Source organism: Leptospira ainlahdjerensis (assembly GCF_016919175.1).
Taxonomy (GTDB): domain Bacteria; phylum Spirochaetota; class Leptospiria; order Leptospirales; family Leptospiraceae; genus Leptospira; species Leptospira ainlahdjerensis.
The window spans coordinates 12,566-32,658 of sequence record NZ_JAFFPU010000082.1; the positions used below are offsets into that span (position 1 = coordinate 12,566).

19 protein-coding genes are annotated in these 20,093 nt (G+C 44.2%); 15 read left to right on the forward strand and 4 right to left on the reverse strand.

The window, feature by feature from the left end; genetic code table 11:
* Positions 1–18: 18 nt before the first annotated feature.
* Together JWG45_RS21450 and JWG45_RS21455 are read right to left on the reverse strand one after the other, a co-directional pair.
* Positions 19–369, reverse strand: a complete 351-nt coding sequence (locus tag JWG45_RS21450) for a hypothetical protein (RefSeq protein WP_205281648.1) — start codon at positions 367–369, stop codon at positions 19–21.
* Positions 366–1,004: a hypothetical protein gene (locus JWG45_RS21455; protein WP_205281649.1), complete on the reverse strand. Its 639-nt coding sequence runs from the start codon at positions 1,002–1,004 to the stop codon at positions 366–368. Before JWG45_RS21455 ends, JWG45_RS21450 begins: the two co-directional genes overlap by 4 nt.
* 45 nt (positions 1,005–1,049) lie before the next feature.
* Between JWG45_RS21455 and JWG45_RS21460 the strand changes: the two genes are divergently transcribed.
* The 6 genes from JWG45_RS21460 to JWG45_RS21485 all read left to right on the forward strand — a co-directional run bounded on the left by JWG45_RS21460 (position 1,050) and on the right by JWG45_RS21485 (position 5,827).
* Positions 1,050–1,400 (forward strand): STAS domain-containing protein, encoded by a 351-nt coding sequence (locus tag JWG45_RS21460; RefSeq protein WP_205281650.1) that lies wholly within the window; start codon positions 1,050–1,052, stop codon positions 1,398–1,400.
* 11 nt (positions 1,401–1,411) lie between these two features.
* Positions 1,412–2,158 carry a diacylglycerol/polyprenol kinase family protein gene (locus JWG45_RS21465; protein ID WP_205281651.1) on the forward strand — a complete coding sequence of 249 codons (747 nt, stop codon included), beginning with the start codon at positions 1,412–1,414 and terminating at the stop codon, positions 2,156–2,158.
* Between the two features lie 587 nt (positions 2,159–2,745).
* Positions 2,746–2,886 carry a hypothetical protein gene (locus JWG45_RS21470; protein WP_205281652.1) on the forward strand — a complete coding sequence of 47 codons (141 nt, stop codon included), beginning with the start codon at positions 2,746–2,748 and terminating at the stop codon, positions 2,884–2,886.
* Positions 2,887–3,002: 116 nt separating this feature from the next.
* Complete coding sequence (locus JWG45_RS21475) at positions 3,003–3,812, forward strand: efflux RND transporter periplasmic adaptor subunit (RefSeq protein ID WP_205281653.1); 810 nt, start codon at positions 3,003–3,005, stop codon at positions 3,810–3,812.
* 9 nt (positions 3,813–3,821) lie between these two features.
* Positions 3,822–5,072: an ABC transporter permease gene (locus JWG45_RS21480; protein ID WP_205281654.1), complete on the forward strand. Its 1,251-nt coding sequence runs from the start codon at positions 3,822–3,824 to the stop codon at positions 5,070–5,072.
* A gap of 38 nt (positions 5,073–5,110) precedes the next feature.
* Positions 5,111–5,827, forward strand: a complete 717-nt coding sequence (locus JWG45_RS21485) for an ABC transporter ATP-binding protein (protein WP_205281719.1) — start codon at positions 5,111–5,113, stop codon at positions 5,825–5,827.
* Between the two features lie 31 nt (positions 5,828–5,858).
* On the opposite strand, the gene JWG45_RS21490 is transcribed toward JWG45_RS21485, so the two are convergent.
* Positions 5,859–6,236: an eRF1 domain 2 gene (locus JWG45_RS21490; protein WP_205281655.1), complete on the reverse strand. Its 378-nt coding sequence runs from the start codon at positions 6,234–6,236 to the stop codon at positions 5,859–5,861.
* 550 nt (positions 6,237–6,786) lie between these two features.
* Here JWG45_RS21490 and JWG45_RS21495 point away from each other — a divergent pair.
* The 6 genes from JWG45_RS21495 (at position 6,787) to JWG45_RS21515 (ending at position 16,061) form a co-directional block, all read left to right on the forward strand.
* A complete protein-coding gene (locus JWG45_RS21495) occupies positions 6,787–8,217 on the forward strand; it encodes a sensor histidine kinase (protein WP_205281656.1) in 1,431 nt (476 codons plus the stop codon).
* Positions 8,218–8,639: 422 nt separating this feature from the next.
* A complete protein-coding gene (locus tag JWG45_RS21500) occupies positions 8,640–10,922 on the forward strand; it encodes a glycosyltransferase family 4 protein (protein ID WP_205281657.1) in 2,283 nt (760 codons plus the stop codon).
* Positions 10,919–11,857: a glycoside hydrolase family 130 protein gene (locus JWG45_RS21505; RefSeq protein WP_205281658.1), complete on the forward strand. Its 939-nt coding sequence runs from the start codon at positions 10,919–10,921 to the stop codon at positions 11,855–11,857. Before JWG45_RS21500 ends, JWG45_RS21505 begins: the two co-directional genes overlap by 4 nt.
* A gap of 432 nt (positions 11,858–12,289) precedes the next feature.
* Positions 12,290–13,300, forward strand: coding sequence for a hypothetical protein (locus tag JWG45_RS21510; RefSeq protein ID WP_205281659.1), 1,011 nt, complete (start codon positions 12,290–12,292; stop codon positions 13,298–13,300).
* Between the two features lie 693 nt (positions 13,301–13,993).
* Positions 13,994–14,128: a hypothetical protein gene (locus tag JWG45_RS22450; RefSeq protein ID WP_269750305.1), complete on the forward strand. Its 135-nt coding sequence runs from the start codon at positions 13,994–13,996 to the stop codon at positions 14,126–14,128.
* 178 nt (positions 14,129–14,306) lie between these two features.
* The gene (locus JWG45_RS21515; RefSeq protein WP_205281660.1) at positions 14,307–16,061 is read left to right on the forward strand and encodes a putative Ig domain-containing protein; all 1,755 of its coding nucleotides are present in this window, start codon (positions 14,307–14,309) and stop codon (positions 16,059–16,061) included.
* Between the two features lie 268 nt (positions 16,062–16,329).
* Here the strand turns inward: JWG45_RS21515 and JWG45_RS21520 are convergent, their stop codons facing one another.
* On the reverse strand, positions 16,330–17,016 hold the full coding sequence (locus JWG45_RS21520) for a Crp/Fnr family transcriptional regulator (protein WP_205281661.1): 687 nt from the start codon (positions 17,014–17,016) through the stop codon (positions 16,330–16,332).
* Positions 17,017–17,184: 168 nt separating this feature from the next.
* Between JWG45_RS21520 and JWG45_RS21525 the strand changes: the two genes are divergently transcribed.
* The 3 genes from JWG45_RS21525 to JWG45_RS21535 are packed head-to-tail and all read left to right on the forward strand — an operon-like array spanning position 17,185 to position 20,088.
* The gene (locus JWG45_RS21525) at positions 17,185–17,871 is read left to right on the forward strand and encodes a c-type cytochrome (protein WP_205281662.1); all 687 of its coding nucleotides are present in this window, start codon (positions 17,185–17,187) and stop codon (positions 17,869–17,871) included.
* Between the two features lie 31 nt (positions 17,872–17,902).
* The gene (locus JWG45_RS21530; RefSeq protein WP_205281663.1) at positions 17,903–19,270 is read left to right on the forward strand and encodes a cbb3-type cytochrome c oxidase subunit I; all 1,368 of its coding nucleotides are present in this window, start codon (positions 17,903–17,905) and stop codon (positions 19,268–19,270) included.
* The gene (locus JWG45_RS21535; protein ID WP_205281664.1) at positions 19,267–20,088 is read left to right on the forward strand and encodes a CbbQ/NirQ/NorQ/GpvN family protein; all 822 of its coding nucleotides are present in this window, start codon (positions 19,267–19,269) and stop codon (positions 20,086–20,088) included. The genes JWG45_RS21530 and JWG45_RS21535 overlap by 4 nt, the downstream gene beginning before the upstream one ends.
* Positions 20,089–20,093: the final 5 nt, after the last annotated feature.

A 20,093-nucleotide genomic window follows, 5' to 3' on the forward strand; every position in this document is an offset into this window, starting at 1 on the left:
GAAGTTGTGTCTTGAATCTTAGTATTTGTGAATTGTTTTACGGGTTGTTGAGGGTTGTCGATCCGGGATTTCCACGGAAATTTCCCGGGTCAGGTTCTTTTCTCGGGAGCTGTATAAATTTTTCATTTCAGCGGGTGATTTTCCGGAGTTCTTTACCAGGCCTGTTTTGCCGAGTTCTTCCTTTATCTTTAAAGAAAGAATCTCGTTTTTTCCGGATTCTAAATTTGCCATTTCTTTTTGAATGGAGTCCTTTAAAATTCCGGAATAGTCTCGGTCTGAGGAAATTCTCTCCTGAATTTTTCCCAATTCAAGTATGTCTCGGTCAACTTCTTCAATCTTACGAAAAAGATGTGCAACCTTAACCTTCATACTTCAATCCCATCGTTGATCTTTTTTGATTCTACGTCGGTTTGCAAGAATGAAAATACGAGAAAATACGAAAAATTCAAGATTCCTTGCGAAGGATGAACGAGCAAAATTGTGAGAATCAAAATAAGGAATAGAACGGTCTTTCCTCCCGATTCTCCGGAACGGAAGTAGAGGAAGCTCAGGACTAAACCGAGAATCCCCGCTTTGAGAACGTAGAAGAAGCCGAGTGGAATCCAGAATGGAAAGTCTCCTTGATCCCAGATTCTAAAACCTGCTATGAGAAGAAGTGAGAACGGAAGAATTTGTTTTCTGAGAATTCGAACCGATTCATTTTCTCGGAAGAGATTGCCGGGTTCTTCCTTTCTTTTGGGTCTTCTTTCTTCTTTGAGAGAGAGAATTCCTGCGCAATGAATGCAGATTAAGTCCAAAATGTCCCCGGGTGTCGATCCGTCTAAGCCGGAGATTGTGAGAAGGATCAGAGTAAGAATCCCCGAGAATTCCAAATTCTGGGGACCACCCGAGATTCCTTTTTTTCGATAAAAAAGGATCGCTAGCCCCAAAACAAAAGCGCCCGGGGAAAGGAAAGAATAAGATCTCAAAACCAGAAATAGAATTGCTAAGAGGTGAAAAACCATTTGTCGTAGGGGGGAAATGCTTATAGACTGTCTTTCCGAGCCACTATGATTCTGAACGAAATCATCATTTCTACGGAGAAAATCGACAACGTTCAGGTTATGAAGCTCCAAGGTTCCATCAACTCATTTACTGAAAAAAAGTTCCGAGATCAACTTTCCAATTCGATCCGGACCGGACCTGTGATTCTCGATTTGGAAGAGGTGAGTTTGATCTCTTCTCGCGGAATCCAATCTCTGAAAGAAATGAATCAGTTGAGTTTTACTTCCCGGAATAAATTGGTTCTGATCCATCCGACCGATTCCGTAAAGAATGCGATCAAGATGGCGGCTCTCAACGGTCTTTTTCTGATCGCTCCCGACGAAGAATCAGCCTTAAAAATGACGATGAAAAAATAGGTAGGAAACAAGTGACAAATTCGGTTCGATTCAACTATGCGCGTAAACTCTGGCATCTCCTCGGATTGATTGTTCCTGTTTGTTATTATCAGGACGTATTTCAGGGAGCATTCGGTCTTTTGAACGCAACTCGCGCGGTGATTTCGGTAACTCTTGTTGTTTGTCTGGGAATCATTCTTTTGCTCGAATTTCTCCGATTTCGTTTTCCCGGTTTTCAAAAATTCTTTCTCTCCGTTGCGGGAGTTTTGATGAAAGAAGAAGAGAAAACAAGGCTCAACGGGACTCTTCCATACTTTCTTTCTTGCGCGTTTGTCGTTTTTCTTTTTCCTCCCGAGATTTCGATCCTTTCCATGCTTTTTCTTGTTATCGGAGATCCGACTGCGGCTTGGGTCGGGACGTTTTACGGAAGGAGAAGATTTTCCAACGGGAAATCCGTGGAAGGAATTTTGGCATTTATCTTTGCCTGCGCGATAGTAGGTTTCCTTTTTATGTTTATTTCCGATACTTACGGAAAACAAAACTTTTTAAAAGCTGAAGGTTTCGTATTTTATAATAACATTCTATTCTTAATTCCCGCAATTTTGATTTCCGCAGTTACGGAACTCTATTGTGGTACGTATTGGAACGGACTGATCGATGATAACCTTTTGATCCCGACGGTTTCGGCAGTTGTCTTGGGATTGACCGCTTGGCTGGTTTTGGGTGTGGAGCCATCTACGATTTTTTTAAATCCTGCGGAATTGTTTTTGAGGCTCTGAGGAAGCAGGGTAATTTAGTCGGAACTCCTACGCTCCTCCGTAAAAGTCGCGGGCCCCACCCTGATCTTGGGTGGAGGGGAGCGGTGGCGGGAAAAAAACCGGTGGACTTTGCTATATCAGAGAATTCTAATTTTGCAAGAAGAAAAACCTGTGTAGGAACTACGACAAAATTCCGCTTCTCGGACACTTTTGTCGGAACTCCGACAGTCCTCCGTAAAAGTCGCGGGCCCCACCCTGATCTTGGGTGGAGGGGAGCGGTGGCGGGAAAAACCCCGTGGGCTTTGCTATATCACAGAATTCTAATTTTGCAAGGACAAACCCCCATGTGGGAACTCCTGCAAAATTCCTTTCACGTAGGACGAATCTCTTTGCAATCCCTCTCAACATGCGGGTGAAAGGTAATACTTTCAAGGGAATGAGGTTCGGACAAAACGAATCTCACCGGACTACAAAAAGTGAGGGACAAAAAGATCCGGACTTGGTTTTGCAAAGAGGGATCTCCTTTCTGCATTTCTTTTTTTGCTTCCGGAATCATCTTCGAGTTTGGAAAGAACGTCCTCCAATCCAGGGGAAAACGGATTCTTACAATGAAAAAAACTCAAAACAAAACAATCCTGGGAGGTGCGGAAGGTGTAGACAAAACGGCGAAAGGAAGATTCGATTTTTTGAGTTTGATTTTGAAAACATCCCGAGAACCCGACGGGAAGGTTTTTGAATCGCTTCCATGACAAATGTCAGTTTATAATTTTGAAATAACGGTTTGTTTTCGTGTCCGGTTTATCCTTTGTGGAATAGAATGGATTTGATTTGTTTTCGAGTTTGAAAAGGTGTGTGATTCATTGAAATGAACAAAGCATTGGTTTTTGTAAAATTGATTTGGTCTTCTCGCTGGGGAAGAATGACCTCGATCGGGGTTTTGACCATAATTCTCGGTTTGGGATCCTTTCTCGTATTTCGAGAAAAAAGAACGGAGGTATCCCCTCAAATAGGTCCGATCGTAGAACTTGTCTATTCTTTAGGAACGGTTAAATCGGATCGAGTCTATCACCTCAAACTCGGAGTTACATCTTCGATTCGAAAGATCTTCGTAAAGGAAGGAGAAGTTGTTCGGGAAGGACAGGAACTCTTGGTTTCGGATTCCGGAACCGGTTTTCGCGCGCCTTTTTCCGGCACTATAACTTCGATTCCGTTTCAAGAGGGGGAAGTTGTGATGCCTGGGGCTCCGGTTCTTACGATGATGGATTTAAAAAAAACTTATATTCTTTTGTCCTTGGATCAGGATTCGGTTTTGAGAATTCGTCCGGGTCAAAGAGCCGAGTTGAGTTTTGAAACGATTCGAGGGAATAAGGTTTTCGGAAAAGTCGAAAGGGTCTACCCGTCCGACGGACAATTTTACGTTAGAGTAAGCGTGGATTCTATGCCGGAAGGTACACTTCCGGAAATGACCGCAGACGTAGCCGTCGAAGTCGCCAGAAAAGAAAATGCCCTTTTGATTCCGGTGAAGGCGGTTGAAAAAGGAAAGATTCGCGTTAGACGAAACGGGAAAGTTTTCTACGTGGAAGCCAAGGTCGGCGCGGTCGACGGAGAATGGTGCGAAGTATTGGAGAATTCCGTCTTGGAAAGCGACACCGTTTTTTTAAACGGGGGACGTTAGTCCACTCCCATGTTTTTTTTAGCAATCAGACAACTGATCAGTAGACCGCAGCAGACGTTCCTTACGTTTTTGGGAATTCTTTTGGGAACGGCGGGTTATGTAGTCTTTTCCGGAATGATGCTCGGTTTTCAAGAATACATCACGGATCAACTCGTCAACAACGACGCTCAGATTCGGATTTCTCCCCGCGACGAGGTTCTAAAAGAAGAAAGTTTTAGAGGAGTTTTTTTCGATGGAAACTTCGTACGTTGGATCAAACCTCCCTCCGGTAAAACCGATTCGACACAGTTGACGAACGTAAAGGGTTGGTTTTTGAAATTGGATCAGGATGAAAGAGTCGAGGCCTACGCTCCGCAGCTCAATCGTCAGTTGATTTTCAAATTCGGAAAACAGACCCTTCCCGGAAAGTTGCAAGGGATCGATCCCGTAAGACAGATGAGAGTGACCACGATCGGAAAATACGTGGAGAAGGGAAATCTGAGAGACCTTGACCGAGGAGGAGATATCATCTTTGCGGGAGCAGGACTTTTAGAGCGTCTCGGAGCGGAAGCGGGTGATATCGTTCAAGTGGTTTCGCCTAACGGTACTATATCAAACGTAAAAGTCGGCGGGATTGTAAGAGTGGGAAACCGGATGATCGACGAAGTTTCGGTCTATGCCTCGCTCCGTACCGTACAAAGGATCACACAGGCGAACGGAATCGTTTCCGAAATTGCGATCCGTTTGAAGGACGTTTCCAAGGCCGCGGACGTCGCGACCGAGTGGTCTTTTTTTACAAGAGACAAGGTTCAGAGTTGGGATCAGGCGTATGAAAGTATTCTTTCAGTATTCAAAACTCAGAATATAGTTCGAGATACCACGACGTTCACGATCATTCTGGTAGTCGCGTTCGGTATCTACAACGTCCTAAACATGGTGGTGAACCACAAAAAGAAGGAGATCGCGATTTTGAGATCGGTGGGCTTTGACGAAGGAGATACGATTCGATTGTTTATCATCCAAGGTCTTCTCTTGGGTTTGATAGGGGCGATTTTCGGATTGATGATCGGGGCCTTAGCCTGCTATTCTCTGGACGGATATCCTTTGGGTGGGGCGAACCAAAAAGGTCCGATGATCAACGTGATGAAAATCTCCTGGAATTATACGATCTATATAAACGCGTTTCTCCTTTCCGTTGTAACAAGCGGGATTGCGGCTTATATACCGGCTCGTTCCGCTTCCAAGTTGTCTCCGGTGGAAATCATTCGAGGTAGCACGTGAATTCAAAACAACATTTAAAAACGAATCCTTCAGACGAAATAAATTCGAAAGAATCTTATGCTTTGACCTGCGAGTCTCTCGTAAAATCCTTTGGAGAACCGCCGACGCAAGTGGTCAGAGGAGTTTCGTTTCAACTCAAAAAGGGAGAATTCGTTTCCCTTACGGGGAGATCCGGTTCCGGTAAATCGACGCTTTTGTATATGCTGAGCGGATTGGATCGGCCCAGTTCCGGAAAAGTATTTTTAGACGGAAGGGATCTGTTCGAACTCGAGAGTAAAGAGACTCACTCGTTTCGAAATCAACACATCGGGTTTGTATTTCAGTTTCACTATCTTCTTCCGGAACTTACTGCGATCGAAAATATTCTTATGCCCGCGAGAAAAACAGGAGCGGAAGGGACCAAAAAAGAATATGCGAGAAATCTGTTGAATCAATTCGATTTGGAGCACTGTAGGGATAAGTATCCTTCTCAGATGTCCGGAGGAGAACAACAGAGAGCGGCGATCGCAAGGGCCCTCATTATGAATCCCACTTTTATCTTCGCCGACGAACCGACGGGGAACTTGGATACGGCAAACGGAGATAAGGCGATGGAAATTCTAAAACATACCAATGGAAAAAACGGAACAACGGTTCTGTATGTGACCCACGATCCGGAATACGCGGCTTTGGCGGATCGAAGGATTCACATGGTGGATGGAAGTATAGAAACCGATCGTTCTCAAAACCACAAACGGGAAAAGAGCCTGAGTTGAGGTTGAAAACGATCTTTGAGTTCCGCTCGGATCAGAGTTGAATGTGGCGTTTTTCGTAGTATTTTTTTGCCGCCGCGATGATTTCAGGATCGGTGCTTTGGTCCATAACGATTTCTGCAAGTACCATTTTGGCGATTGCGGGATGTTGTTTTTCCAAGAAGGTAAGGAAATGGGTCTTGGCGAGTCCGGGGCCTGAAATCAACAAATCTTCGTTTGGGGAAAGTTTTGACGCAACGTCCTCAAAAAAATGTTTGAGATCCTCGTTCTGAATCAAATTGAAACGATCCGGGTGATGATCGTGATGTTCCGGTTTTCCTTTGTGGTGAATGATCTGAGCGTCCACCGTGTCCTTGCTCAAAACAAACTTCTTCGCGACGGATTGATCGATCCAGAGAATACAATGAGGCATAGTCTATCCTTATCCTTACTGATGCAGCAAGTCCGCATCGGATTTCTCTATGAGAATGGAAAAATAAATACTTTCAAGTTGTATTCGATCCATTCTAAAAAATGTGAATTACTTACGGGATTTAATTCTGTTTTTTAGATCTGTTTTTTGTTAACCGGAAAAAAAAGATTCTGTTTCCGTCGTTTATATAGGGAAATCAGGAGATGGTCTTTGACTTTCAGAATCAAAATGGGAGTATAGAAGGAAGATTGAGAAGATTTTTATCGAATAAAAACGATAAGAAATTCAAAAAAATAGAATATAATAAAAATATAAACGCAGTTATTTCGGGTAGGGGCCAAGAATATCGGTTCTTGCAGAAGCGAATAAAATAATTATTGCAATTGTTGGCAAAAGGACATCTGAATGGATAAAAGACGATGTTTTCCCTTCTTTGAATCCTTGGAGATTTTGTCAGCATTCGCGAATGATCTTCTGTTTCAATCGTTTCCTTTAAAAGTATAAAACCTTATAAAAATGGGGATGAAGCGTCGTAAGGAAGTTAAGTCTTATGAATGCGGACCCGGACGAAAAGAAAACAATTCTCCTCGTAGAGGATGAGCCCATCATCGGTATGACCGAAGCCATGCAGCTGAGAAATCACGGCTATAACGTGATCAACGCCATGAGCGGAATCAAAGCTTTCGAAATTTTAGGCGATAGACAAACAGAGGTCGATATCGTTCTGATGGACATCGATCTTGGACGCGGTATCGACGGAACCGAGGTCGCTTCGGAAATTCTAAAAGAACACGATATTCCCCTTTTGTTTCTTTCTAGCCATGTGGAACCCGAGATCATTCAAAAAACGGAGAACATCACTTCGTACGGATACGTCGTCAAAAGTAACGATATTACGATTTTAGCCGCTTCTATCAAGATGGCGTTTCGGCTTCACGATTCTTATATGGATGTAAAGTTCCAAAAACGGGAAGTGGATTCTAAAAAATTAGAGTTGGAGTTGATGGAAAAACGATATCGTCGTTTGTTTGAATCGGCAAAAGATGGTATTCTTATTTTGGATGCCGAAACCGGAATGATCGTGGACGTAAATCCGTTTCTTGTGGAGATGTTAGGTTATTCCAAAGAACAGTTTTTAAAAAAGAAAATCTGGGATATCAACGCTTTTAAATACATCGATTACTCCAAACAACTTTTTAAGGAATTACAGGAAAAAGAATACGTTCGTTACACGAACCTGCCTTTGGAGACAATCGACGGTGTTCTGATCCAAGTCGAGTTCGTAAGTAACGTCTATCTCGTCGACGGTGAAAAAGTGATTCAGTGTAATATTCGCGATATAACCGATCGGAATCGACATGAAAGAAGTCTTACAAAAGATATTCAGGAAAAGGAAGCTCTTTTAAAGGAGCTTCAGCATCGAACCAAAAACAGCTTTCAGATGATCACAAGTCTGATGCATCTGAGGGCAAATTCTTCGGATAATAAAGATACCAAGATAGTATTGGAAGAATTATCTCTTCGGGTCCAGTCGATATCGGATCTCTATTCTTTGTTATACGAAACCGATTCTTTTAATTTGGTCCAGATACGGGAATACTGTAATCGTGTGATCGATTCGATGCTTCAGTTGTCCGATTCCGTAACCATTCATAAGAATATCGAAGAGTCAATGATGACCGCAAAGGACGCGGCGACGATCGGAATGATTCTTATCGAACTCGTATCCAACTCGATCAAATACGCGTTCCCGAATCAAAAGAAGGGAAACGTTTCGGTCGTATTGAGAAAGGATAATTCCAATATGATTCTGATTGTGAAGGACGACGGCATCGGATTTGAAAAAGAACCGAATGTGATGAACGCCAAAACTCTCGGTTTGAAACTCGTAAACCTGATGGTCACTCAACTCTGCGGTCAAATCCTATTCGATACTTCCAACGGGACTCAAGTAACGATCGAGTTTCCGGCCGCGCTTTAGAACATTCCATAGAATTCTAAAATGATCATAATAAACTCTCGTGGATCGAGGGTTTTTACGTTTAAATATTGGAATCTCTTATTGTGATCGACAAGGTCGATTTTTTGGGAAAAAATAAGAGCTTCCATCAGTCAATGTTTCGAATTTCGGCATTTGTGATTCTATGGGAAGTTATCTCTGATACCGTTTTCCGAGTGATTCCAAATTTGACATAAATCACAAATTTCCTGCCGTCCAGTTCCCGCTTCAGTGGATTCTATTTTTGATCGTGTGTTCGTTTTGGGATTCGTCTCTCTTTATGGAAACATTTTTCAATTAGAAATTTATAAAATAATAAAATGAAAAATTGTTTATGAAGAATTTGGACCTGAGCCCCGATCGGAAGGTTGATTGAAGGAATCGTGATCCAAGGAGATGCGCGTATGGAAAAGAGTTTTGAGGTTTCGAACTTAAATCGAATCGCTTTTATCGGAAACTATTTGCCGAGGCAATGTGGAATCGCAACGTTTACAACCGATCTTTGTGAGTCGATCGCCGCGGCATTCCCCGAAAAAACGTATATAGCAATTCCAGTAAACGACGTTGAGGGAGGCTACACTTATCCGTCCAGAGTCCGTTTTGAACTTACGGAAAAAGACATCGAATCATACCGCAGAGCAGCCGATTTTTTAAACGTAAATAACGTTGATTTGGTTTGTCTTCAATTTGAATACGGCATCTTCGGCGGAAGATCGGGAAGCCATATTCTTGCGCTTTTACATGAACTGAGAATGCCGGTTGTTACCACACTCCACACGATTCTTTCTGACCCGGGGCCGGATCAAAGAAGGGTATTAAAACAAGTAGCGGCTTTATCCGATCGATTGGTCGTGATGAGCGAACGAGGAGCAAAGTTTTTAGAAAAGGTTTACGGGGTTCAACCGAGTAAGATTGATTTGATACCGCATGGAATTCCGGACGTGCCGTTTGTTGATCCGAGTTTTCACAAAGATCTTTTCGGAGTGGAAGGCAAAACTGTTCTTCTTACTTTCGGGCTTCTTTCTCCGAACAAAGGAATCGAACACGTCATTTCGGCCTTACCGGCCGTGTTGGAAAAATATCCGAACGTTGTCTATATCGTTTTGGGGGCGACACATCCGCACGTTATCCGAAACGACGGAGAAACTTATAGGTTGTCTCTTCAGTGGTTGGCTCACGAAAAAAAGGTGGAGGGGAGCGTGATCTTCTACAATCGATTTGTAAGTTTGGAAGAACTCAACGAGTTCATCGGAGCCACCGACATCTATATAACTCCTTATCTTGATCCGGCGCAGATAACGTCGGGAACGTTGGCTTATACGATCGGCGCGGGAAAGGCGGTTATATCCACTCCGTATTGGTATGCACTGGAAATGCTGGCCGGTGAAAGGGGAGTCATCGTTCCGTTTCGGGATACAAACGCGATTGCAGAACAGGTGCTTGCACTGTTGGCGGACGATACGAAACGGCACGCTATGAGAAAGAAGGCTTATATTTACGGAAGGTCCATGATCTGGTCGAAAGTGGCTAGAAAGTATATGCAAAGTTTTGAACGTGCCAGGGCGGAGCGTAGACACTACACACCTTCGGGTTTGATGATTAAACCGTTGGATCGTAGGCCGAGCGATCTGCCTCCACTAAAATTGGATCATCTTAGACACATGACGGACGACACGGGAATGCTTCAACACGCCTTTTTTACGATACCGAATTATGAGGAAGGGTATACGACCGACGACAACGCAAGAGCTTTGATGGTGAGTACGTTTATGCAAGAGCTCGGAAACGGAGAAGTTTTCGAACTTACGTTTCGTTATTTGGCGTTCGTATGGTATGCGTACAATGTGAAGACCGGAAGATTTCGAAACTTTATGGACTATCAAAGAAACTGGCTTGAAGAGAACGGCTCCGATGATAGTCACGGCCGCGCGTTATGGGCTTTGGGCACCGTTTTGGGAAGAGCTATGGCGCCGCAACTTCCCACTATCGCGGGGAGATTATTTGAACAAGCATTGCCTGCGATCCTAACGACATCAAGTCCGAGAGCCTGGGCCTTTGCTCTGATAGGAATCCACGAATATCTTCAAAGATTTGCGGGAGATAGGATGGCAAATCAGGTAAAGGAGGAATTGGCCGGGAGATTGCGGACTTTGTATCGAATGAACGATTCCGAAAACTGGCATTGGTTTGAGGAAGGCTTGAGTTATTGTAACGCTGTCTTACCGCACGCAATGTTACTATCCGGAAGATCGATGCAGAATCCCGAAATGACTCAAATCGGAATCGAATCTCTCGTTTGGCTTTCCGACTTACAACGCGCAGACGGAGGATATTTTGTGCCAATAGGCTCCAACGGATTTTATAAGAAGGGCGGAAAACGGGCGAGGTTTGATCAACAACCGGTCGAGGCACAGGCGACCGTATCGGCGTGTTTAGAAGCCTATCGAAGTACAAAGGATCTACGATGGCGCAAGGAGGCGAGGCGCGCTTTTGAGTGGTTTTTGGGAAGGAACGATCTGAATTCATCCGTTTACGATCCGACTACGGGAGGATGTAGAGACGGAATTCATCCGGACAGAGTGAACGAAAATCAAGGTGCGGAATCCACGCTTTCTTTTCTGCATAGCTTGTTCGAACTGCAGTTGGCGGAAAGTGAATTAGAGAACGAAGAAATAGGAACAAAATGAAATTAGAATATCCTGAATTATTCCGAAGGCACAAAACGAATCCGATCTTAACCGCGGCAGATTGGCCGTATCCGGTTCATAGCGTATTCAATCCGGGGGCGACTCTGTTGAAGGATGGGACGACGCTCTTACTCTGCAGAGTTGAGGATAGAACCGGAAAATCACATCTCTGTGCCGCGAGATCCGTGAACGGAGTCGATGGATGGAAGATTGACGCGCATCCGACTATGCCCTCGGAACCGGACCGATTTCCGGAGGAACTTTGGGGAATCGAAGATCCACGGATAACGTATATTCCGGAGATGGGAAAGTATGCGGTGGTATATACTGCGTATTCCAAGGAAGGCCCGGGGGTCGCGCTTGCGTTCACGGAAGACTTCTTGGAATATGAACGTTACGGAATGATCATGCATCCTCAAGATAAGGATGCGACTTTGTTGCCGCATAAAATCGGAGATCACTGGGCTTTGATACATCGACCTGCGGGACAAAACGGATCTCATATATGGATATCCTATTCTTCCGATCTGAGGCATTGGGGAGAACACAAGATGATGATGGAAGCGACATTGGGAGGTTGGTGGGACGCAAACAAGATCGGTCTATCACCGCCGCCGATTGAAACAAACGAAGGTTGGTTGATGATCTATCACGGAGTCCGACAGAATGCGTCAGGTGCGCTTTATAGAATCGGACTCGCGTTATTCGATCTGAACACGCCTGAACTGTGTTTGAAAAGAGGACAAGAATGGATTTTTGGCCCCGAAGAACCGTACGAACTTATTGGCGATGTGAATAACGTAGTATTCCCCTGCGGAATTACACTATTGCCGGACGGAGATACGATTCATCTCTACTATGGAGCGGCGGATAAGACCATCGCGCTTGCAAAGGGAAGTTTGAGCGAACTTCTTCGATGGTTGCAAAAACAATAGAAATCGATTTCGGGCGTGCCCCTTTCCCATTCTAAAAATTCAGACATGAGGAGAAATGGACTCGAAAAAACGAATGGGAAAGGGTCGCGTCCCTCCAGGCTCGGGCGTTCGCCCTCGTCCTCTCGAGAGGACGCTTCGCGCCTTCCGGACCGCTCACGCAAAAAGAAACTTTAAACAAAGAATGTTTTTTCTCCGTATAGAAATGGAGAACGACCTGAGTTGATAAACGGACTGGAAGCGATTTAATTTTTGAGACACTACATTATAAGTAAGTTCTTTCTTGGAATTCATTCGAATAAAAATCGATTGAAATAAATTATTTTGGAGGGATACTTCTGCGGAAAATTGCGGATTGATATCGATCCAAAGAGGAACAAAACGAAGTTCCTAACAAAAGAAAGAGAATAGAAAGTTAGAGGAGAATGGAAAAGAATGCGAGTGTTTCCCATAAATTTACTGATTCGAACGTTGGCGATTACCTCATTGTTTTGGATCGCATCGTATCCGAACGCGCAAGGACTGGATTTGCAGAACTTGGTCAGTGGAGCGGATTATCCCGTCGAGAACGTGGACTACTTTTTACAGAATGTGGGAACTGCTACGCTCGGTTCGGATCAAAACGGATGTCATTCACAAGGAATTAAGTTCGATGGAAACTTCTTTTACACTTCTTGTATGGATACAAACGGAAACGATACTGCATATCTATTCGTTCACGACAAGTATGGAAGACTGGTAAAAAAATTCAATGCAGGTTCTTCTTACGATCATCCGAGCGGAATATTTTACTACAAAGGATGGGCTTACGTCGGATTTACGAGCAACGGGATCGACATGAAATCCCAATTGTATCGTTTTAACGGAGCCGGAACGGTTCAGAATCAGGGATTTTTTGATCATTCCGTGGGTTTTGTAGGACAAAGCATACCGTATCCCAACGACACAAATTTTACCGCTAAAACCCGGTATTATTCCTACGATCAATACTACGAAAGACAGTGTAATTATACGGATGGAAGCTGCGGAAGTTATAACAACGTAACCACGGGAAACAATATCAACAGTGCAGGCCAGGACGGAGTCCAAGACTGCGACGTATATTATAAAAATGGAGGATGGTACAAGGCCTGTATTTTATTTTCCTCTAACCCAAATCGGATTCGAGTTTGGAAAGGAAATCAGACGAAGTTAGGACCCGATAATTCTTTGACTACTTATACGATGGCCTATCAGCCTGGACATTCGGGCGGGTTTTCATTCTATACGGATCCCAACGGAAAAAAATGGATCGTAACAACGCCGGCCCCCGATACGAATAGAAGATATTGCCAAGGTTGCGCTCTTGTGGGCGGCAACAACTGCGCTTGCACCGACAAGAACAATCGTCAAAGGGTTCGATTCTACGCGTTTGATCGTTTTCTTTGGCCGTCCGGTGCGAACTGAAATTATTTTTCAGTAAAACCCGGTGATTTTCAGATAAAAAGGTGGGGGCTTTTTTAGAGGAGTTCCCACACTTTTCATTCCTACAAATTGCAAAGAGGGAAATTCTTTATCCCATTCTAAAATTCCCTTCGTTTAACAATTCGTTTAGTTCTCTTTTTGAGAGGGAACGCGGTTTTTCTAAAGGACCTTCGCTATCAAACGATTCTTAAGAATGGTTTTTAGGCACAAGGTTACAATTGGGAGAAGAAGGATTTGAAGTTGAGAGCTGGTTTCCCTAAAACTGGCAGTCTACAAAGCCTTTTTCAGAAGAACTCAAGCGTTTGACAAATCCTTAAAATTGTGGGAACTCCTCGACCTTTTCAATCCATAACCTAACCCACAGGTTGTCTTCGATCTTAAGACAAATTCGTCGTAGTTACGACGCTACCGTGAAAGTCGCGCGCCCCGCCCAAATTTCGGGTGGAGGGGAGTGGAGGCGGGAAAAAATCGGATGATTTTGCTCTATCATAAGATCAAATTTTTTGCGAGCACAAATTCCCGTGTAGGAGCTTCTACAAAATTCCTCTTCTCGGAGGCGATTCTCGTCGCACTCCCCCTGAACTTGTGGGAACTCCTCCGCCTTTTCAATCAAAAGGATCAGGCTTGCAAAGACCAATCTTTCCGAGAACAGAACTGAGCCCAAAGGAAGACCTGATGTGGGAACTCCTTCGGATTCTTTTTTTCTGTTCTTCTTTGGGATCGGTTTTGAGAGTGGAACCGATTCTCCAGAAATCCGGAAGGAACATCGAAAGAGGAGGAGAGGTTCTAACGAATCTTTCTCCTTTTTAAGAAAACGTGGTATGAAGAATTGATTATAACTGGCATTTCGCCTCTTATAATCAAGGAAGAATCTAAGGCTTCTTTATCGTATCTTCTTTGCAGACTTTCCTTTGAAAATTCCCACGACTTGTGAGATCTCGGAAAAAGGAAACAACTCTCAAAGAGAAAAGAAACGGGAGGAGAGCCGATGCAAAAAAGAAAAATTACAGTATTCGTCTTTTCCTTCTTCCTCTTCTTTTTATTTTTCTTCACCGGTTGTCTTACCGAAAATCGGGATGGAAACGATTGGATCATTCCTCTCGGGAATGTAAACTTCGGGACATCCAACGGCGATCCAGACGTCAAAATTCATTTTAGCTATCCTTCTTCTTCCTATCAGTTTGTAAAAAACGAACCCATAACGATCTTTAGACCCACGAGCGTTGAACCGGTAGATTTCTATTCGATCTCACCATCGATCCCGAGTGGTTTGTCATTCGATTCGACGACCGGTGAAATCTCGGGAACTCCGACTTCGGATTTTCCGTCGACCTCCTTTTCTGTTACGGCCTTTGATTTGGCAGGGAATTCTTCGCAAATCCGTATCTCTTTGGAATCCAAGGCTCTCGATTGGGGGAATCAGTCTTTTCTCAAAGGTTCGAATCTGCTTTCCAATCATTTTCTCGGTGTTAGCGTTTCCTTATCCGGAAACACGGTTGTCTCTGGCGCTTTCGGCGATTCTACTTTTACGGGTGCTGCTTATGTTTTTACAAGAAGTGGTAATACTTGGACCCAAGAGGCTTATCTTACACCACCTTTTCCAACGAACACCGATATTTTCGGTATCAGCGTTTCTATCTCGGGAGACACGATTGTCGTCGGTGCGCCGCTCGAGGATGGAAATCAAAATTTTATTTCCACAAACGGCATCAATGATGATTCTCTCTTAGCTTCGGGAGTTGCGTATGTTTATCGAAGAAGCGGAGCGACTTGGAATTTAGAAGCGTATCTCAAACCGACGAACCTGGATGCGGGAGATAATTTCGGAAGATTTGTAGCGATCGACGGAAATACGATCGTCATCGGATCTCCGAGGGAAAAAAGTATGGATCCAACTCTTTTGTTCGGCGCGAATGCCAGCGCGGATAATAGTGGAACGAATCCCGGAGCCGTTTATGTATTTAAAAGATCGGGAACTACCTGGACTCAGGAAGCGTATTTGAAGTCGAATAACCCGACTGCAAATGATCAGTTCGGTTCGGAGATTGCGATTTCAGGAGATACTCTGATCGTAGGAGTGAGCCAGGATGATACCGTTGCCGTGAACTCCGGAGCTGCTCATGTTTTCAAAAGAAACGGAAACGTCTGGTCGAGGGAGGCTTACTTGAAGGCTTCCAATCCGCTTGCAAACGCGATATTCGGCGTATCGGTCGGTCTATCCGGAGATACCGCCATCGTAGGAGCATCCGGTCAAACCGGAGGAGGAGCTTCTTATATTTTCAAAAGGACAGCTAACGTTTGGACGGAGGAAGCGGTTTTAACCGCGCCTAACGCGGAGGCAAGCGATCAATTTGGAAAGGCGGTTTCGGTCTCGGGGGATACGGTTGCGATCGCGGCTCCCAACGAATCGAATTCAATAACTACGATTCTCAATCGTGGGACGTTGCCTAATTTGTTGGACAATGGCTCTTTGAATTCGGGAGCGGTGTATGTCTTTCAAAAGGAGAATAATGCCTGGGTCTATCGATCTTTTATCAAAACCTGGAACGCAGATCCCGGCGATCGGGTTTCCAATACGGTCGGAGGTCCGGCAGGAGAATATGGAAGTCTTGCGATCGAAGGCAATTCGATCGTATTGGGTGTCTCCGAAGAAAAAAGCGGAACGATCGTCCCTTCTCCTTTGCCTCCGATCGGAGACAATACAAGAACAAGATCGGGCGCGGTCTACGTTTTCGTTCGGTAAGAACTATAAGGTGTTCATAAGATTTTTAGAATATAGAAGCGTTGGGGCGTTTCGAAGTATTTCAGCCAGTCCATATTGAGCGAATATTCTGCGCTGAAGATCGAAGTATTTTCCTCTTCGGTTCTTCTGTTTCACTTTTTCTTTGCTCGATTTTGTAGAAAGAAATGTTCAACCGAAGAGCCATCCAAGCGCAACAACCACGTTTTCGAGTTCCGGCTTTTCGGGGTGTTCCTTACCGAAAATTCAATCGTCGGTATCTAAAAAATTTTCAAGCGGATTGACTTGTGGACAATGGGGTAACTCCTGCGGATACGATCTTATAAGCGTTTTCACATTCCAACACAACGGATTCTTCCAAAAGAATCCGAAAAGCACGGCTGATCGACTCGGGAGTCGTTCCGAGCAAAGAAGCTAATTGTTGTTTGGTGATGGGCAGTGATACGAAATTTTCCGCAGCGCCCGATTCCGTAAGAAAAATAAGAATCCTTTCCTTCACCGAGTAAAGTTGATTTTCCAAAACCTTGCTACGAAAGTAGCTAACGTGTTCGATCGCGAGCGCTGAAAACGAAAAAAGCGCTTCTATATTCTTAAGCAAAAAGGATTTGAATTCCCCTTTTGGAAAGTGGATCAATTCTCCTCCGTTTAAGGCTTCGCAAAACAAAGGATAAAAACAGGGTTCTTCGGTTTGAAAGAGGAGCTGTGTTGCAATAAATTCTCCGGGGTAAAAGATCTTTAATATCATTTCCTTTCCTTCGGAATTCAAAGAATATACTTTAAAAATTCCGGACACTACTTCAAAAAAACCTAAATAAGGATCTTTGGCGCTGTAGACTCGATCCGTTTTTTGATATTTTTTTCGAATCCCTAACAATGCGAGTTCGTTTCTGAATTTTTTTTGAATCTCCGCCCAGTGTTTGTTTCGAATGGATTTCAGGATCGGTTTGGCTGTTCGCATCGTGGTTCCTAAGTATCGGCTCTCTCAAATTCCCAGGTGAGTATAGTAAAATACTATAAAGTTGATATAGATCAAGGACAAAAAATAAATTTCTGTTATTGTACCTGCCTGCAGATTTCTTTCAAAGGAATCTCTAGTATCTATATACTTTGAAAAAAGGAATGAAACATGCTTACTAAGTTCCAGGCAAAATTATTTTTTCTACTCGGAACCGCTTTGTTTTCCGCCGTATTCTTATTTCTCACTTTCGATTCTATGAGATACGTTTATGCTCACAATTCGAATCAGAACCTTTCTCCCGCCGTGATTCGAGGAAAAGAGATCTGGGAGAAGAACAATTGTATGGGATGTCATACGATTTTAGGCGAGGGCGCTTATTACGCTCCGGAGCTTACGAAGGTTTTTGAAAGAAGGGGCGCAGAATGGATCCGAGTTTTTTTAAAGGATCCGGAAGCGATGTATCCCGGTGAAAGAAAGATGGTAAAATATAATTTTACGGAAGCGGAGATCGAAGACGTCATCGCATTCTTAAAATGGAATGGAGAATTGGATCTGAAAGGATTTCCTCCTAAACCCGACTTTAAACAGGAAACAAAAACCGTCGATCTTCAGTCCGCGAGTATCACTCCTCCCGAAAAATTCAAACAGATCTGCACAGCCTGCCACGCGGTCGGGGGTGCGGGAGGAAACGTCGGGCCAGCCTTGGACGCAGTCGGTAATAAATACGACGTCGCTTATCTTGAAAACTGGCTTAAGGATCCTCAGAAGATCAAACCCGGAACGGCGATGCCTAAGTTACCTCTGAGCGACTTGGAAATCAAAGACCTTACGAAGTATTTATCTCAGTTAAGATAATCAAAGAAAAGGATTCATAAGTGGAGCGATCATGAAATATAAATCTCAGAAAATAGCCTACTGGTTTTTTGCAACTTGTATGCTACTTTTATCTTTACAGTTAGTTTACGGATTTCTAATGGCATTTGCGCGGATGGGTTTTGACGGATTGCACGAATGGATTCCTTTTAACACGGCTAGGGCGACTCACACCAATCTTCTGGTAGTTTGGCTTCTCACAGGTTTTATGGGGGCCGCACATTATATCATTCCGGAAGAATCGGGTAGGGAGCTCTATTCCGAAAAGTTGGCCTACGCCCAACTCGTGTCGCTTATCATCGTAGGAGTGGTTTCCATCATCGGATTTCATTTTAATATCTGGGAAGGAAGAAAGTTTTTGGAAATACCGAGACCTCTCGATTATCTCGTGGTGATAAACGTTCTTACGTTTCTTTTCAACATAGGGATGACCGTTTGGAAGGGGACTAAAAGTTCCACAACGGGCCTTGTGTTGTATTTCGGTTTGTTCTCCGCGGCACTTTTGTATCTACCGGGAATGATTCAGTTTAACAGTCAGACCGTGGATTCTTACTTTCGCTGGTGGGTCGTTCATCTTTGGGTGGAAGGAGTTTGGGAACTCATCATGGGAGGTATTCTTTCTTTTCTTCTGATCAAATTGACGGGAGTGGATCGTGAAGTGATCGAAAAATGGCTCTACGTGATCGTCGGCTTGACTTTTCTTTCCGGGATCTTAGGGACCGGACATCACTACTATTTTATCGGCGTTCCCGAATACTGGAAATGGATCGGAGGTTTTTTTTCCATGCTCGAACCGCTTGCGTTTTTGGCAATGGCGATGTTTGCGATTTCCATGTATCGTAAAAGCGGTCGAAACCATCCGAATGCGATTTCTCTCTATTGGACCATCGGAAGTGCGATCATGTCCTGCGTAGGAGCGGGGTTTTTAGGATTCGCACATACTTTACCGCAAGTGAACCTATATACCCACGGAACTCTGATTACGGCGATGCACGGACACCTCGCGTTCTGGGGAGCTTACGCGATGATCGTGCTGGCGATTGTGACTTACGCGATGCCTCTTCTAACGGGTAGAAAACTCTGGAATAACCCGATGGGTCTTTATGCGTTTTGGGCTTCTAATATCGGTATGTTGGGAATGACGGGCGCTTTCGCAGTCGCGGGGATCGCTCAGGTTTATTTGGAAAGAAAATTCGGATTGGACTTTCTGGTGGTTCAAAAAGAGATTCAAGTCCACTTCCTCGGACTCACGTTAGCCGCAACCCTGTTCACCTCTGGGATCATCGCCTTTCTCGTCAATTTTATCCGTTTCGGGCAACCGACGGACGAGGCGTTGAATGCGGAGGACGTTTCGGGGGATATCGTTCTTAAGTTGAAATGAAAAATTCTCCGAATAACAAAGACACGATTCAACTGTTCGAAGCGGTTGAATTGCCCTTTTACAAAGAGACTGGTCACGAGGTTGTCACATTCGAACACGCGCATAAAAACAAACTTCCACTTTTGATCAAAGGGCCCACTGGTTCGGGAAAGTCTCGATTCGTGGAATACATGGCCGCGAGAATGAAACTTCCCTTGCTGATCGTTTCTTGTCATGAAGAGACTTCTGCCGTGGATCTTCTGGGTCGTTATCTCATCCAGGGAACGGAGACGATCTGGCAAGACGGTCCTCTGACAAGAAGTATAAGAATGGGAGCGATTCTTTACATCGATGAAATCGCCGAGGCAAGACCGGATACGATCGTAGCGATTCATCCTCTTACGGATTATAGAAGGGAAATTTATCTGGATCGAAGAAACGAATCGATCAAAGCTCCGGATTCTTTTATGCTCGTCGCGTCCTACAATCCGGGATACCAAAAAGGTTGGAAAGAATTGAAACCTTCCACAAGACAAAGGTTTGTCTCTTTACAATTCGATTATCCGAAGTCCGACGTCGAAGAGACGATCGTAAAAGGTGAGACCGGAATTTCATCCGAGCTCGCAGGTAAACTTGTAAAACTGGGTCAGAAGATTCGAAATCTAACCGAACTGGGGCTGACTGAATCCTGCTCCACACGTTTGCTCGTGGACGCTGGGAAGATGATCGTAAGCGGACTTCCGCCCCGTTTGTCCTGCGAAGTCGCGATCGTACAACCTTTGTCGGACGATCGAGATATCGTAAATGGACTCAAAGATTTGGTCTCTTTGTTGATGTAATTTCC